This window comes from Kitasatospora humi, assembly GCF_020907985.1.
Lineage (GTDB): Bacteria > Actinomycetota > Actinomycetes > Streptomycetales > Streptomycetaceae > Kitasatospora > Kitasatospora humi.
Map to the genome: position 1 here is coordinate 257,284 of NZ_JAJJPA010000001.1, position 15,046 is coordinate 272,329.

Annotated in this window: 11 protein-coding genes and 1 pseudogene; 4 read left to right on the top strand and 8 right to left on the bottom strand. The window is 72.8% G+C overall.

Going from position 1 to position 15,046, the window contains the following annotated elements; genetic code table 11:
- The first annotated feature begins 222 nt into the window (after positions 1 to 222).
- Positions 223 to 2,478: a multicopper oxidase family protein gene (locus LN042_RS37095; protein ID WP_283843513.1), complete on the top strand. Its 2,256-nt coding sequence runs from the start codon at positions 223 to 225 to the stop codon at positions 2,476 to 2,478.
- A 185-nt stretch (positions 2,479 to 2,663) separates the two neighbouring features.
- Here LN042_RS37095 and LN042_RS01230 read toward each other — a convergent pair whose 3' ends face one another.
- Both LN042_RS01230 and LN042_RS37100 read right to left on the bottom strand, forming a co-directional pair.
- Entirely contained in the window at positions 2,664 to 3,617 is a 954-nt protein-coding gene (locus LN042_RS01230; RefSeq protein WP_230047826.1) for an NHL repeat-containing protein, read from the bottom strand.
- Between the two features lie 59 nt (positions 3,618 to 3,676).
- Positions 3,677 to 3,799, bottom strand: coding sequence for a hypothetical protein (locus tag LN042_RS37100; protein WP_283843514.1), 123 nt, complete (start codon positions 3,797 to 3,799; stop codon positions 3,677 to 3,679).
- 325 nt (positions 3,800 to 4,124) lie between these two features.
- Between LN042_RS37100 and LN042_RS01235 the strand changes: the two genes are divergently transcribed.
- On the top strand, positions 4,125 to 5,150 hold the full coding sequence (locus LN042_RS01235) for a YihY/virulence factor BrkB family protein (RefSeq protein ID WP_230047827.1): 1,026 nt from the start codon (positions 4,125 to 4,127) through the stop codon (positions 5,148 to 5,150).
- 41 nt (positions 5,151 to 5,191) lie between these two features.
- Here the strand turns inward: LN042_RS01235 and LN042_RS01240 are convergent, their stop codons facing one another.
- From LN042_RS01240 to LN042_RS01265, 6 genes are all read right to left on the bottom strand, one after another.
- Positions 5,192 to 6,289, bottom strand: coding sequence for a carboxylate-amine ligase (locus LN042_RS01240; RefSeq protein ID WP_230047828.1), 1,098 nt, complete (start codon positions 6,287 to 6,289; stop codon positions 5,192 to 5,194).
- 137 nt (positions 6,290 to 6,426) lie between these two features.
- The gene (locus LN042_RS01245) at positions 6,427 to 7,239 is read right to left on the bottom strand and encodes a YhjD/YihY/BrkB family envelope integrity protein (protein ID WP_504871015.1); all 813 of its coding nucleotides are present in this window, start codon (positions 7,237 to 7,239) and stop codon (positions 6,427 to 6,429) included.
- Positions 7,240 to 7,519: 280 nt separating this feature from the next.
- The gene (locus LN042_RS01250; protein WP_308191745.1) at positions 7,520 to 8,674 is read right to left on the bottom strand and encodes a carboxylate-amine ligase; all 1,155 of its coding nucleotides are present in this window, start codon (positions 8,672 to 8,674) and stop codon (positions 7,520 to 7,522) included.
- A gap of 290 nt (positions 8,675 to 8,964) precedes the next feature.
- Positions 8,965 to 9,741 (bottom strand): DUF427 domain-containing protein, encoded by a 777-nt coding sequence (locus LN042_RS01255; protein WP_230047830.1) that lies wholly within the window; start codon positions 9,739 to 9,741, stop codon positions 8,965 to 8,967.
- A gap of 171 nt (positions 9,742 to 9,912) precedes the next feature.
- Positions 9,913 to 10,725 (bottom strand): hypothetical protein, encoded by an 813-nt coding sequence (locus LN042_RS01260; RefSeq protein WP_230047831.1) that lies wholly within the window; start codon positions 10,723 to 10,725, stop codon positions 9,913 to 9,915.
- Positions 10,726 to 10,773: 48 nt separating this feature from the next.
- Complete coding sequence (locus LN042_RS01265; RefSeq protein WP_230047832.1) at positions 10,774 to 12,999, bottom strand: MMPL family transporter; 2,226 nt, start codon at positions 12,997 to 12,999, stop codon at positions 10,774 to 10,776.
- Between the two features lie 238 nt (positions 13,000 to 13,237).
- Here LN042_RS01265 and LN042_RS01270 point away from each other — a divergent pair.
- Positions 13,238 to 13,351: pseudogene (locus tag LN042_RS01270) on the top strand (TetR family transcriptional regulator); the annotation flags it as partial.
- 529 nt (positions 13,352 to 13,880) lie between these two features.
- Positions 13,881 to 14,909 (top strand): SDR family oxidoreductase, encoded by a 1,029-nt coding sequence (locus LN042_RS01275; RefSeq protein WP_230047833.1) that lies wholly within the window; start codon positions 13,881 to 13,883, stop codon positions 14,907 to 14,909.
- Positions 14,910 to 15,046: the final 137 nt, after the last annotated feature.

Consider the following 15,046-nt stretch of genomic DNA (forward strand, 5'->3'; position numbering starts at 1 on the left):
CGGGGGTCGTCGGCAGCGGAGTTCCCGCAGGAACACCTGCGGGCAGTATCGCCACTCCTCTGCGGGTCGACCCGTGAATCGGCATGCCCCTGGTCCGGGTGTTGTGCTCCCTCGTTCGGTGCAGCCGAGCAGCGAGTGGAATTCGCAGGTACGGATCGTCAGCGCAGCACGCCCTTGACCAGCTTCGGATGAGCTACTGGACAGCCTTCAGGAAGGCCTGCCATGTCGGAGAGAACAAGTGGTGACCCGTTCGGCCCGGAACAGCTGAGCCGTCGAAGGCTGCTTCTCGCAGGATGCCTCGGCGCCGCGTCCGTCACCGCCATCGGTGGCTTGATCGACCCCCAGCGGGCCGCGGCGTCGGTCCTGCAGCCACAGACTCCGCTGCCGGGCGCGACGATTCCCAAGTACGTCACCGCGTTGCCGACGTTCGGCGGCCAACGGGTCGACGCATCGTCGATGACGACGTCCTTCGTCGAGTTCGCCCAGCACGTGCTGCCGCCCTCGATGTATCCGGACGCGTACGCCGAGGGCACCTGGGTGTGGGGGTACCAGGTCGCGGACCGGCCCGCGAGTTGGCCGGGCTACACCGTCGAGGCACGGGAGGGGCGCCCCACCACCGTCCGCTACGTCAACAAGCTGCCAGGGGTCGATGACGGATCACGGGTGGCGCCGCTGCTGACGGTCGACCAGACCCTCCACTGGGCCGACCCGCTGCACCAGATGGGCTCCTGCGAGCCGTATCGCGGCCCGATCCCGGCCGTCGCGCACCTGCACGGCGGAGAGGTGCCCTCCACCGTCGACGGCGGGCCGCAGGCCTGGTTCACCCCGAGCGGCCAGCGCGGCTCCGGATACGCCACCAGCGGCCCGGCCGCACCGAACGAGGCCGTCTACCGGTACCCGAACGTCCAACCGGCGACCACGCTGTGGTTCCACGACCACGCCCTCGGCATCACCCGGCTCAACGTGTTCGCCGGGCTCGCCGCCTTCTACCTCGTGCGCGACCAGTACGACACCGGCCGGCCGGACAACCCCCTCGGGCTCCCGGCCGACCCGTACGAGATCGAACTCGCGATCCAAGACCGGCAGTTCGACACCAACGGGCAACTGCTCTTCCCCGACGGCTCGAATCCGGCCGCCGCCCTGGTGATCCCGCCGCAGAACCCGGCCGCGCACCCGTACTGGATCTCCACGTACCTCGGTGACGCGATGGTGGTCAACGGCCGCACCTGGCCGGTGCTCACCGTCGAACCACGCCGCTACCGCTTCCGCTTCCTCAACGGGTGCAACGCGCGGTACCTGTCGATGAGCCTCACCGACGCGCCGAACGCGGACCGGTCCAACGCGCCGTCCGCCGTCCCGTTCTGGCAGATCGGCACCGACGGCGGACTGCTCGACACCCCCGTGGAGCTCAACGCGCCCGGGCAGGCGAACGCGCTCCGGCTCAACCTCTCGCCGGCGGAACGCGCCGATCTGATCATCGACTTCGCCGGGCTCGAAGGCTGCTCGTTGGTCCTGACCAACACGGCGCTCCACTCGTACCCCCTCGGCCCGCCGCCGGACCCGTCCCTGGACGGTCAGCTCATGCGCATCGACGTGACCCTGCCGCTCTCCGGCCGGGACACCACCTACGACCCGGCGACCGGTGCCCCGCTGCGCGGCGGCCCCGGGCGGCCGCCCGAGATCGTCCGGCTCGCCGACCCGAGTAGCGGCCGGGTGGCTCCCGGGGTGACGGTGCACGCCGACCGGCAACTCGTGCTCAACGAGCCGGACACGGTGCCGTGTGCGGTACCGCCGGGCGGCAGCGGCGGAACGCTCATCGCGCTGGTCAACAACAGCATGTGGACCGGCCTGCGCGCCGGTACCAGCACGCCGATCGAAGGCTCCCGGCCGGACCGGTACGGTCAGGGCCTGTGGCTGACCGAACGGCCGCGCGTCGGGGCCACCGAGATCTGGGAGGTCCTCAACACCTCGTTGTTCGCCCACCCGATGCACCTCCACCTGGTCAGCTTCCAGGTCCTCAACCGGCAGTGCATCGATGTCGCCGGCTATCTCGCCGCCTGGGCCGCGGAGTTCCCGGGGGGCACGTACGAGGGCCAGCTCTGCGACGGTACCCTGGGCGAGGTCGACTACCAGCCCGGCACGGTCATCCCGGGCTACGGGCCGCCCCGCGACTACCTGACTCCGAACGCGGACGGCGCGCTCGGCGGCAACCCCGCCTTCAGCCCCTTCCTGACCGGGCCGGTGCTGCCGCCGGACCCCAACGAGGCGGGCTGGAAGGACACCGTCAACACCAATCCGGGTCAGGTGACCAGGCTGATCGCCCGCTGGGCGCCCAGTACGACCGAGGTTGCGGCCGTCTCGCCGGGAGAGAACCGCTACCCCTTCGATCCCGTCGAAGGACCGGGCTACGTCTGGCACTGCCACATCATCGAGCACGAGGACAACGAGATGATGCGCCCGTACGCACCGACCCGCTGAGGGTCGGGTCCCGCATCCTCCCGCCGGCACGAAGGCCCGGACCGATCGCGGTCCGGGCCTTCGGACGTCCGGCGCGCCGGTGCTCAGTGGCTCGTCGCGCCGAGCCTGCCCGGCCTGCCCCCGACCGCCGCGCGCCGCGCGCCGCGCGCCGACTGCCGACCGCCGCGCGCCGACTGCGACTGCGACTACGACTCGAGGGTGGCGAGCAGCAGGTTGGGGTCCGAGCGGGTGAAGTAGGCGGCACTGGGGATGTAGACGGTGGTGCCGCAGACCGCCACCGAGGTGGGGTTGGACAGACCGTCCCGTCCGGTGAGCACGGTGTGGTGGCTGCCGTCCGGCGCGATGCGCACGACCTCGTTGGTGACGTCGAGGGCGGCGATCAGGCTGTCGCCGGGGCCGACGAAGGCGAAGTCGTCGATGCCGGTCAGGCCGGTGGCCCTGGTCTCGGCCGGTCCGGCGGAGCCCTCCTGGCGGATCGGAATGCGCAGCAGGGTGCCGGTATCGGTGTTGCCGACCCAGAGGGCGTGATGGTGGACCTTGAGTCCGTTGGCGCCGAAGCCGGTGGTGGGTTCGAGCACCCTGCCGCTCGTCCAGACGGTCGGGGTTCCGCCGGCGCGGGGCACCGCCCAGACCACGCCGAGGGCGGAGTCGGTGGAGTAGAGCACGCTTTCGCGCTCGTCGAGGGCGAGGCCGTTGGGAAAGACGTTCGCGGGCAGCGCGGCGATCCGTTCGGGCGCGCCCCCGGGGCGCAGCCGCCAGATGCCGGTGAGGTCGTCCGTCCCGGTCGCGTAGGTGAAGAACAGGGTGCCGTCGTGGGCCCGGGTGATGCCCTCCACGAGCGGCACGCCGACCAGCGGGGTCGCCGGGTCCGCGGGGGCGGGCAACGTGGCCAGGACGGTGAGTTCACCGTCGGCGCCCACGCGTCCGATCTGTCGGGCCAGGGACAGGGTGAGGTCCGCGGAGCCGTCCGGTTCCAGTGCGATGTTCTCCGGCAGCCGGCCCTGGGCCAGGTCGAAGTGCTTGATGATCCTGGGGGCGGACAGTGGCGGTGAGACCGAGATGGCGGGCTTCGCCGCCAAGAGCGCGAGGGCTGCGCAGGCCGCTTCAAGTAGCCCGATGACGCGGGACGCACGGAGCATGGCGACTCCTTGGACGGGTATCTGGTCGTGCTTCCCGGCCGAGCATGCGTGACGGGCGATCATCCCGCCAGCTGGTAGCGGCTCTTGGCGGCCAGCCGGGTGGGTGCGTGCAGGGTGGCCGGCCGCGTCGGGTCGATCCGGCCCGCCCGGGTCTCTCCGCCACGCGGTGTCTCGGGATTCATCGTTCGGCCCCTTTCTGCTCGCACGGATCTCCCAACGGGACGCGTCGGCTCCGCCGTCGTTCTCCGCACGGGCACACCCCGAGCACGACGCGCGGCGGCTGTTCCGGCTCGTGGGAACCCGCGCGGGGCGCCTGTCCCGGCAGCCGACGCACCAAACACCGGCGCCGTCCAGCGCGCCGGTGCCCACGCACCGGACGGGCCGCACTGAATCGGGAGTGTTCGCGTTCCCTCCGAGGAAAGGCCGTGCGACACGGGAAAGGGATTTCCCCGCGTCGCGGGGTGCCATCGTTGTTTCCCCGGCGAGATCGCTGGAAAGCCGCCGTGCATGGATCGCGTGAGGAAGACCAAACCCGGACCGCAGGGCACGACGACGCGCCGGGCCCCCGACCGACCCTCGCGGTTGCCGAGTGGGTCGTGGCGGGCGGTGGCAGGCCGCACGGTCAAGGAGTTCAAGGCCGATCAGCTGGGTGACCGGGCTGCGACGCTGACGTACTACGGGATCCTGGCGCTGTTCCCGGCCCTGCTCGTGCTGGTCTCGCTGATCGGCTTGGCCGGCAGGTCGGCGACCGACCAAGCGCTCGCCAATGTCCAACGGTTCGCCCCCGGCGCGGCGCGCAACATCCTGGTCAGCGCGATCCAGCAGCTGCAGGGCCGCGCCGGTCTGGGATCGGCCATGGTGATCGTCGGCCTGCTCCTGGCACTGTGGTCGGCGTCGGGGTACGTGGCGGCGTTCATCCGCGCCGCGAACGCCGTCTACGACATGCCCGAGGGTCGGCCGGTGTGGAAGCTCACCCCGCTGCGCGTGGCGCTGACGGCGGCGCTGATGGCGATGGCGGCGGCCAGCGCGCTGATCGTGGTGTTCACGGGGAGCCTCGCCGAGCGGGCGGGTGCCGTACTCGGAGCGGGTCACACGGCCGTGACGGTGTGGTCGGTCGCCAAGTGGCCGGTACTGGTCGTCCTGGTGTCGCTGATGATCGCGCTGTTGTACTGGGCCGCTCCCAACGCCCGCGGGCGGGGCTTCCGGTGGCTGACGCCGGGCAGTGTCGTCGCACTGGTGATCTGGGTGGTGGCGTCGGCGGGCTTCTCGGTCTACGTCGCGAACTTCGGCTCTTACAACAAGACTTACGGCACCCTCGCCGGGATCATCATCTTCCTGGTGTGGCTGTGGATCACCAATCTGGCGATCCTGCTGGGTCTGGAGTTCGACGCGGAGCTGGCCCGCGAACGCGCCATCGTCAGTGGGCACCCGCCGGACGCCGAGCCGTACGTGGAGCCCAGGGACACCAGCAAGTGGAGTGAGGAGGAACGGCACCAGGCCCCCCGTACGCCACCCGGTGCGAGCGGAACGTAAGAGGAAACCGGTGGACCCCTGGTTGCCGGGCCACCTGGCGGTCAGGCACCGGTGGTCTGGTCGGTGAGGGCGCGGATCAGACCGCTGCGGCCGAAGCAGCTGAGTACCCGCCGCTGGCGCACGGCCCCGTTGCCTTCGCGGAGCAGCCGCTCCAGCACCGGGGCGACCTGCCGCGCGTCGCCCGTGTCCTCGATCGCGGGGCCGATGAAGTCGAGCAGCGCGTCCACCGCCTCACCGGCGGGCACCAGCCGCCCGCGGACGGGATCCAGCACCGTGCCCGTGCAGCCGTGTCGCGCGCTGTGCCAAACGGCTGCGGACAGCAACTCGGCAGGCAGCCGGTCGGCCGGGCGCTCCCCCGGCCGGCCGGCCAGACTTTGCTGGGCCAGCGCGCGCACCGTGCCGGCGAGCATGACCGCCTCTTCTGCCCGCAGTTGGACATCCATCACGCGGACCTCGACGGTGGGGTAGCGCTCGGAGAGGCGCAGCTGCCAGTAGATCTGCCCGGTGTCACGGATCAGGCCGCAGTCGATCAGGGCCCGGGTGCGGCGCTCGTAGTCGTCGGCGTCGGCGAAGAGGGGTGGCGGTCCGCTCACGGGCCAGCGCCCGAAGACAACGGTCCGCCAGCTGGCGAAGCCGGTGTCGCGGCCCTGCCACATCGGCGAGTTCGCGGCCAGGGCCACCAGTAGCGCGAGCCATGGCCGCAGCCCGTTCAGCATCCGCACACCGCCGGCGCGGTCGGGAACGCCGACATGGACGTGCATGCCGCAGATCAGTTGCTCATCGGTCAGCTGCCGCGTGTCCTCGCGCATGGCCAGGTAGCGGTGCGTGGCGGTCACCGGTACCGGTCGGACGCCGAAGAGCGGTGCGGCGCCGACTGCGGCCAGGGCACAACCGGCCTGCCGCGCGGCCTCACCCAACGCGTGACGCATGCGCAGGAGGTGCCCACCGACCTCGTCCAGCCCGTGGCACACCGGGGTCGCGACCTCCAGCTGCGCCTGGAGCAGTTCGCGTTGGACCTCGTGGCCGCCGAGCGCGCGCTGCTGTCCGGCTGCCTGGGCGACACGCGCGGCCCGGGCCAGGGGCACGCCGGTCGCGGGGTCCAGCAGCAGGTACTCCTCCTCCACGCCCACGGTGAGCATGCTCGGCGGGTACCCGCTGGATGCACGGCGAACCGGCCTGTCGGGGACGCCGTCACCAGGTCGGAGCCGACGCCCGTGCAGACCCGGGGCCCGGGGGAAGGGCGCGACGTCCACGGAAGCGGTGCGAGGTGGCGGCGTCAGCCTTCCTGCTGCCGCTGCCAGCCGCACAGCGCCCAGCCCAGGACAGCGCCGCCGTAGAGCGTGAAGCCGACACCGGTCAGCCACGACTCGACCACCAGGACGGTCCCGACCGTCCCGTAGGAGACGGCGTTGGAGACCAGCAGCGGTGCGAAGACGAGCTGGGAGAAGTACCGCAGGCCGACCAGGGCGACCACGGTGGCGACGGCACCGGGCAGCAGCCTGCGCCACGGCACCCGGGTGCCGAGCAGGAGCCGCGGTAGCCACCAGAACAGCAGCAGCCCTCCGGCCAGTGACGCGAGTACCCGCAGCGCCGGCTGGGCCGCGGTGTGGTGCCACGGCACACCGCTCCAAGCAGCGATGACCAGGTAGGCGGTCACGCCGCCCAGGGCGAGCGCCTGCCGCCACACCTGGTGCCAGCTGCCGGCGCGCAGGTGCCAGATCCGCTCGTAGGCGACCTGGATCGCGCTGGTGAGGGAGATGCCGAAGACGGCGAGTGCGGTGAGGCCGAAGGCCGTGGTGGTGCTCAGGATCTGACCGCGGGAACTGAACAGCGTGCTGACCGCGTGGCTGCCGCGAGCCGAGAGCCCGAGGGCATCGGTGATCCAGTCGGCGATGCCGTTGCCCCGGGCAGGGGAGGCTGCGGCGATCACCATCAGCAGGGGTACCAGGGTCAGGAAGAACAGGGCGGCGAACGCCAGTGACCTGTGCATCAGCTCGATCTCCCGGCCCCGCTCCCACGCTCGGCGGGACAGCTTCTTCGTCCAGGTGGTGGTGGAACGCCACAGGTCACGGCGATCGGACCGAGCCAGATGCCGAAGTGCTCGGAACCGGCAGCGGGTCGCGTCCATCGCTCCTCCCGACGAAGGATGTTTCGACCGTCTGCCCTCCGTCGGGCACTGGAAACACTCGGCCGGGTACCGGAAGCACTCGGCCGGGCACCGGAAACAGGCGCTCCGCCGGCGGACCGGCTCCGTCTCGGCTCGTCCCCCGACGGGCCAGGCGGTCACCGCGGACCGGATCCCGGGCCCTGCGACGGCGCCCCGACCGGGGCCGCGGAGCGGGCGGCACGCGCGGGGCGTTGGAGCCGCGTCAATCGGCCGCGCTCTGCTGCGTGATCATGGCGACCAGCCCGGAGCGTCCGTGCTCCGCCAGCTCGCGCCGCTGGCGTTCGGCGCCGTTCCCCTCCCGCAGCGTGCGGTGGACCAGGGGGACCACCGCCCGCGTGTCCCCCAGTTCGGCCAGCACCGGTCGCAGGTGGTCGAGCATGCTCTCGACCAGGTCGCCGGCCGGGCGGGCGAGACCGGTGTCCGGGTCGTGCAAGGTGCCGGCCAAGCCGTACCGGGCGGCGTGCCACCCGGCCCCGTGCAGGCTCTCCGGCGTCCGGTCGGGCACCGGGTCTCCGTTGGCTTGCTCCCGCAGCTTGGTGAGGACCAGCGCCCGGACCAGGCCGGCCAGCATCACGGCCTCGTCGGCGCGGAGCTGGACGTCCATGGCGCGCAGTTCGATGGTCGGGAAGCGGGCCGACAGCCGGGCCTGCCAGTACAGCTGCCCGCGGTCCCGGATCAGGCCGGCGGCCAGCAGGTGGTCGATCCGGAGCTCGTAGTCCTGGGGATCCGCGAAGAGCGGCGGGATCCCGCTGATCGGCCAGCGGCCGAAAACCACGGTGCGCCAGCTCGCGAAGCCGCTGTCCGAGCCGCACCACAGGGGGGAGTTGGCGGACAGTGCGGTCAGCACGGGCAGCCAGCCGCGCAGGCGGTTGAGCACGGCCACGCCGGTGGTCGGGTCCGGGATGGCGACGTGCACGTGCATGCCGTTGATCAGCGCCTCGTCGGCGAGCCGGGAGACGTCCCGCCTGATCGAGTGGTATCGGGGCGTGTCCGTGATGGCCGGAGGGAGGGCCTCGGCGTACGGGGCGGTGCCGCAGGCGGCCAGCCGGCAGCCGGTCCCCTCCGCGGCCGCCGCCAGCGCGTGCCGCAGGCGCAGCAGGTGGCCGCCGACCTCGGACAGGTCCCGGCAGACCGGCGTGGCGATCTCCACCTGCGCTTGCAGCAGTTCGTGCTGGAGCTCGGCGTGCTCCACCGCCGGGTGGAGGCCGGCCGCCGCTCGCACCGCATCGACCCGGGGCACGGGCAGTCCTGTCTCCGGGTCGAGCAGCAGGTACTCCTCCTCGACTCCGAGAGTCGGGCGGTCGTCACCCCCGGAGACTGCCGCGTTGCCACGCGTGTTATCCGTTCCTGTGCCCACTCGGTGCGGCTACCCCCGTGCGTCGCGGCCATGCACCAGCGGTGGGGGCCCGGTTCGGGGGGCGCTGCGGAACCGGTCGCGGTCCTGGGCGCCCGGCGAGCAGGGGCCGCTCCGGACTCCGCGATGTTCTCGATCGTGGCGGAGGAGCGGGCTGCCTGCCTGCCGGGCGGGGTTGGAGGCGCGCCTGAGCCGGATCCGGGGCGCTGAGCCGGGGGCGAGGAGGGAAGGTGGTCGATGGGCGCGCCGGCCTCGCCCGTGCTCCCCTCGTCGCCGGGCCGGGCAGCCGGCCGTCAGACGTCCTTCCTGGGACGGTCGAGGCGCTTGCCGTCGACGAACAGGTCGACGCGCTCGTTGTAGAAGGCGATCAGGCCGGCGATCGGCTGCACCTCGCGGGTCGGGAAGTCGTAGCACCAGGCGAGGTCGGGGTGCAGCCGGTTGCCGATCCGGGCGGACCAGTAGCCGCTGGTGGTGCCCTTGTAGGGGCACGAGGTCACGGTGTCGCTCGGCACGAGTTTCGTGAAGTCGACGTCGGTGCGGTTGAGGTAGTACCGGGTCGGCAGCCCGGTCTCGAAGAGCAGCACCGGCGACGAGGACTCGGCCAGCACCGTGCCGTCGCGCTCCACCCGCACCCTGCGCGTGGAGCGCAGCGCGTCCACCCGCACATAGGGGTTGCGAGGGTGCACGAAGACCTGCTCGTCCTCCTCGTACCAGGCGTCCAGCGCCGCCCACTCGAACCGCACGGTGCCGCTGAGCCCCGGGACCGGCGACTCGGTCAACACCCGCGCGGCCCGCGGCCGCACCGTCTCGCCCACGCGCAGCCCGAACCACCGCGCCGTCCCACGCGAGGTCTCCTCGACCGCGGCTTCCTCGTCCGGCACCAGCAACTCCGCGCGCACATCGTCCAACGGCACGTGGAACTGCGGAAAGTACGGCTTCTCCCACACGTAGCGCGCCCGCACGGTGTCGAACACCGTCTCACCGCCCAGCAGCGCGCGGACCCGCCTGGGCACCGCCTCGACGTGGTTGACCGGCATGGTCACCGGGGGCAGATCCAGCTGGTCGTCCATCACAGTCCCGCCTCCTCATCGTGGGGGTGCGGCCCCGCACGGCCGGGTGCCCCGATCAGCAGTCAACCACGCCGCCGCGTCCCGGGCCGGTGGGACGGTGCCCTCCGGGTCGGCGCGTCGTCCCACCGGCCCCGCCTCGGATCCGCTGACTCCGGCTGCGGTGTCAGGCCGTCAGCGGCGCCTGGCCTGACGGCGGACGACGACCGTGGTCGCGGCACCGGCGACCAGCAGCGCCGCGCCGATGGCGGCGGTGGCGGCGAGCCGGTCGCCGTCGCTGCCGGTGAACGCCAGCACCGGGCCGGCCCCGGGACTCGGGTGCGCCGGGCCGGCCGGGGCGGGGGAGGCGGGGCTCGGCGGCGCGGAGGTGCCGGCCGGGCCGGCCGGGGCGGCCGGGGCGGGGCTCGGCGGGGCGGACGGGGTGGCCGGCCCCGACGGAGATGCCCCCGGGCTCGTCGGGCTGGGGGAGGGCTTGGGCGCGCAGGCCGTGCCGCCGTTCCAGGAGGAGATCACCAGGCCGGAGAACGGGTCGTCCGGGTAGTGCGGCATGGGGTGGTCGCTGTCGCTGCCGTCGTACTTCTCGCCGTCTCCGTAGAGCGCGATCTCGCCGTAGCACGGGGGCAGGTGGGCGCCGACGTCGAGCGTTCCCCGGTAGTCGCCGCGGTTGAGCGTCACGGTCGCCCAGCCCAGGAAGGTCTGGGTCCCGGACGTGGCCCAGGTCGCCCCCTGCGTCGAGTACGAGGCCAGCGAGACGTGGTAGTCGCAGCCGGCGGACGGATTGCCGGCCAGCCGGACCTGCACGGTGCCGGACTCGCTCGGCATGGTGGGGCTGTTCGTCCAGTGGGCGCCGCCGTCGAGGGAGTACTGGACCGGGGCTCGGCCGCAGTCCGGGTCCGCGTGGGCGGCCGGCGCGGTGACGACGGTGGTGCCGGCGGCGATGCCGAAGGCGATGAGGGCGGGCAGGCGGCGGCGGAGGGGCTGGTGCACGAGGAGCGCTCCTGGTTGACGGGTCGTACTGGGTGAGGAGTGGAGGGGTCAGGTCTGGCCGGTCGGCAGCGGGAAGTCCGCCTCCGTCGCCCCGGCGGTGTCCGCCGCCGTGCGGTCGTCGTGCGGGGACGGCTGCCCGTCGCCTTCGATGTCGAGGTGCGGGAGGATCTGGTCGAGCCGGCGTGGCAGCCACCAGTTGCCGTTGCCGAGCAGGGCCATGGTCGCGGGCACCAGGATGCCGCGCACGACGGTCGCGTCGAGCATGACGGCGCCGGCCAGGCCGATGCCGAACATCTTCACCACGGGGTCGTCGTTCAGCAGGTAGCTGAGGAAGACGCTGACCATGATCAGTGCGGCTGAGGTGATGATCCGTCCGGTCCGGCCGAGGCCGGTGACCACGGCCTGCCGGTTGTCGCCGTGCTGGAGGTACGACTCGCGGATGGCGCTGAGCAGGAACACCTCGTAGTCCATGGACAGGCCGAAGAGCACGGCGAACATGAGCAGCGGGACGTAGCCCGGGATGGGGACGGCGCCGTGCAGCCCGATCAGGTGCGCGCCATGGCCTCGTTGGAAGACGGCCGTCAGGATCCCGTAGGAGGCGCCGACGGCCAGCAGGTTCATCAGGGCCGCCTTGGCCGCCACCAGCGGGGAGCGGAAGGCGAGCAGCAGGAGCAGGGCCGCGACCGTGAGCACGAACCCGATGATCAGCGGCATGCGCGAGGCGATCCGGTCGTTGAGGTCGGCCTGCGCCGCCGGGACCCCGCCGACGTGCAGGACCTGCCCGCTGCCCGCGGTGGCGGTGGGCAGGGTGGTGGCGCGGAGCCGGTGCACCAGGGCGGTGGTGGCCGGGTCGGAGGGTGCGGTGGTGGGGAACACCTGCCAGCGGGCGTGCCGGCCGTCCGAGGCGAGTTGCGCGGGGCTGACCGAGGCCACTCCCTGGCTCTGCCGCAGTGCGCTGGTGAGGGAGGTGAGGCGTGGGTCGGTGGGGCCGGTGGCCGGCGTCGGCAGGGTGTCGGTGACCTGGAGCGGGCCGTTGACGCCGGGCCCGAACGCGTCGGCCAGCTGGGTGTAGGCGGTGCGGCTGTCGGTGCCGGCGGCGTTGGCGCCGGCGTCGATCTGGCCGAACGCCAGCCGCGCGGCGGGCAGGGCGAGCAGGGCCAGCAGGGCGAGGGCCGCCGCGAGCGCTCGCCAGGGCCGGGCCGTGACGGCCCGTGCGATCGCGGCCCAGCCGCGCGGCCGGTCGGTGGCGGCGCCCGGCGTCCGGTCCGCTCCCAGCCGGTGGCCGAGCAGGGCGAGGGCGGCGGGCAGCAGGGTCAGGTTCACCGCCATCGCGACCAGGACGGCGATCGCCGGTGCCAGGGCCAGGGCGTACAGCAGGGGCAGCTGCCCCAGGCAGAGTCCGGTGAGGGCGGCGACGATGGAGCTGCCCGCGAAGGCCACGGCCTTGCCGGAGCCGGCGGTCGTGCGGGCTGCGGCCTCCTCGACCGGGACGCCGGCGGCCCGCAGCTCGCGGAACCGGGTCAGGCAGAAGAGGGTGTAGTCGATGCCGACGCCCAGGCCGATCATGGCGGCGAGGGTCTGCCCGGCGGACGGTATGTCCATCAGGTGGCCGATCAGTCCGATCGCGGGCAGCGTGATGCCGAGCCCGATCCCCCCGGCGAGCAGCGGCAGTCCCGCCGCCACGAGGTTGCGGAAGGCGATCAGGAGGACGATCAGCGCCGCGGCCAGGCCGATGACCTCGCTGTAGTCGGTCGACTGCTGGTCCGCGGCGGTCGCCAGGTTGCCGCCCGGGGTGACCTGGAGGCCCGCCGCGGTGGCGGGTGCCGCCGCCGCGACGATGGCCGAGGTGGTGCCGGCGGTGATGTCGCGGGCCGACATGTCGAGGGTGATCGAGAGGTAGCCGGTGTGGCCGTCGGCGCTGAGCGCGGACTGGTCGCCCTGGTCCAGGAAGCTGGTGACGCCGACCACGTGCGGCACCCGGGCGACGGCCTGCGCGGTCTGCTCGACCGCGGTGCGCTGGGCGCCGGCGTCCAGCCGGGCCGCGGTCGGCGCGGTGTGCAGGACCAGCGGCTGCTGGCCGGAGGGGGAGCCGGGGAAGGCGCTGTCGCCGGTGTCCTTCGCCGCCTGGCTGTCGCTGCCGGGCAGGACGACGGCCTCGCTGGTGACCTGGCCGTAGTGGAGGACGGCGGTGAGCGCGGCGGCGAGCAGGAGCAGCCAGGCGGCCGCGACCCGCTTGGGTCTGCGGGCGCACCAGCGCCCCACGGTGATGAACATCGGCCTGCGGCCCCTTCGGATGCGAATTGGTGGAGGGAGCGGGTGGGCCCGGTGCTGAAGGGCCAACTAATTGCACTATGAGTGCAGCGCTAGACTTGCACCGAGAGTGCAACGATGTCAATTCGCGAGGGAGGTAGGGCCGATGCGCCGCAATGCGTCATCCGCACCCGGGCCCGGCCACACGGTCGACGGCCGCACCGAACGCGGTCGGCAGACCCGCGAGCGGATCGCCGACGCCATGCTCGCCCTGCTGGAGGAGGGGGAGACCAAGTTCGCCGCGGAGCGGATCGCCGAGCGCGCCGGAGTATCCCGCCGGCTGGTCTTCCACCACTTCGATGACATGGCCCAGCTGGCCGACGCCGCGGTTACTCGCAGGCTCGACCAACTGGCGTCACAGGTACGGCCGTTGCCGACCGAGGGGCGGCTGGCGGAGCGGGCGGCGGCACTGACCGAGCAGCGCGCGCGACTGCTGGAGTGGATCACCCCGACCAGGGTCGCGATCGCCCGGCTGGAGAACCCCTCCGAGCGGGTCCAGCAGGCCGTGCGGCAGATGATGGAGTTCGGGCGGCTGCGGCTGGCCGAGGTCTTCGCCACCGAACTCGACCGCCTGCCCGAGGGCCACCGCACCGACCTGCTCAACGGCCTTGACGCCGTGACGACCTGGAGCGCCTGGCACCACTGGCGGACGATGGGCCTGACTCCCGAGGACGCTCGCCGCACGATGGAGGCCACCGTGCTGACCCTGCTCCGGTCGGTGGACGAAGCGGAGCGCACCGCGGTCGGCGAGTTCAGAAACGGGCAGCCCGGGTACGCGCCCTTCCGAACGCTTCCGTCACTCGCACCGACGCCGGCACCGACACTCGCACCGAAAGGAGTTCGTCGTGGGACGAACGGTCGTGGTCACCGGGGCTACCGGCGGCATCGGTCGCGCGGTCGCGCGGGAGTTCGCCCGGCGCGGGGACCGGGTGGCCCTGCTCGCCCGGGGCAGCCGGGGCCTGGAGGCAGCCGCACGGGAGGTGACGGAACTCGGCGGCACGCCCCTTCCGCTGCAGGTCGACGTCGCCGACTCCGAGGCCGTGGAACGGGCGGCCGACACGGTCGAGCGGTCCTTCGGGCCGATCGAGGTCTGGGTCAACGTCGCCTTCAGCTCCGTCTTCGCGCCGTTCGCGCAGATCGGGCCGGAGGAATTCCGGCGGGTCACGGAGGTCACCTACCTCGGCTACGTTTACGGCACGATGGCCGCGCTGCACCGGATGACCGCGCGGAACCGAGGGACCGTGGTCCAGGTGGGATCGGCGCTCGGCGAACGGTCCATTCCCCTGCAGTCCGCCTACTGCGGCGCCAAGCACGCGGTCAACGGCTTCACCTCCTCCGTGCGCACCGAGCTCATGCACGAGGGCAGCGCCGTACGGATCACCGTGGTCCAGATGCCGGCGGTCAACACCCCGCAGTTCTCCTGGGTGCTGTCGCGGCTGCCCCGGCATCCGCAACCGGTGCCGCCGATCTACCAGCCGGAGGTCGCCGCCGCGGCCGTGGTCCACGCCGCCGCCCACCCGCGGCGCAAGCAGTACTACGTGGGCGCCTCCACCTGGGCGACCATCTGGGCCAACAAGTTCGCTCCGGCCCTGCTGGACCGCTACCTGGCACGCACCGGCTACGACTCGCAGCAGACCGGCACCCAGGGCGCACCCGCCGGCGACGGCAACCTGTGGCGGCCCGAGGACGGTGACGACGGCCACGACTACGGCGCCCACGGCCTGTTCGACGACCAGGCCCACGGCAGGTCGTTCCAGGCCGCGCTCTCGCGCCACCCGTTCCGCGCAGCCGTCCCTGCTGCTGTCGGGGCAGTGGTCGGAATCCGGGCGGTGGCGAAACTCCGGCGGCGCTGGTCCTGCGCGGGTCATGGGTGAAGAAGCCCACGAAGCAGTTCGCGATGTGACGGGCCGTCAGGTACGGTTGCCGGGCCCGTGGGTGCGGAACCGTTCCGTTCAGCCCATTCGGCCTCCGGACCCGGACCGGGTCGGCCCGGACCCGGTCGGCCCGGGCC

Coding starts and splice junctions, on each gene's coding strand:
- LN042_RS01255 (WP_230047830.1), bottom strand. CDS start 9,741: ATGGACGACCAGCTGGATCTGCCCCCGGTGACCATGCCGGTCAACCAC.
- LN042_RS37100 (WP_283843514.1), bottom strand. CDS start 3,799: ATGAATCCCGAGACACCGCGTGGCGGAGAGACCCGGGCGGGCCGGATC.
- LN042_RS37095 (WP_283843513.1), top strand. CDS start 223: ATGTCGGAGAGAACAAGTGGTGACCCGTTCGGCCCGGAACAGCTGAGC.
- LN042_RS01265 (WP_230047832.1), bottom strand. CDS start 12,999: ATGTTCATCACCGTGGGGCGCTGGTGCGCCCGCAGACCCAAGCGGGTC.
- LN042_RS01230 (WP_230047826.1), bottom strand. CDS start 3,617: ATGCTCCGTGCGTCCCGCGTCATCGGGCTACTTGAAGCGGCCTGCGCA.
- LN042_RS01235 (WP_230047827.1), top strand. CDS start 4,125: ATGGATCGCGTGAGGAAGACCAAACCCGGACCGCAGGGCACGACGACG.
- LN042_RS01240 (WP_230047828.1), bottom strand. CDS start 6,289: ATGCTCACCGTGGGCGTGGAGGAGGAGTACCTGCTGCTGGACCCCGCG.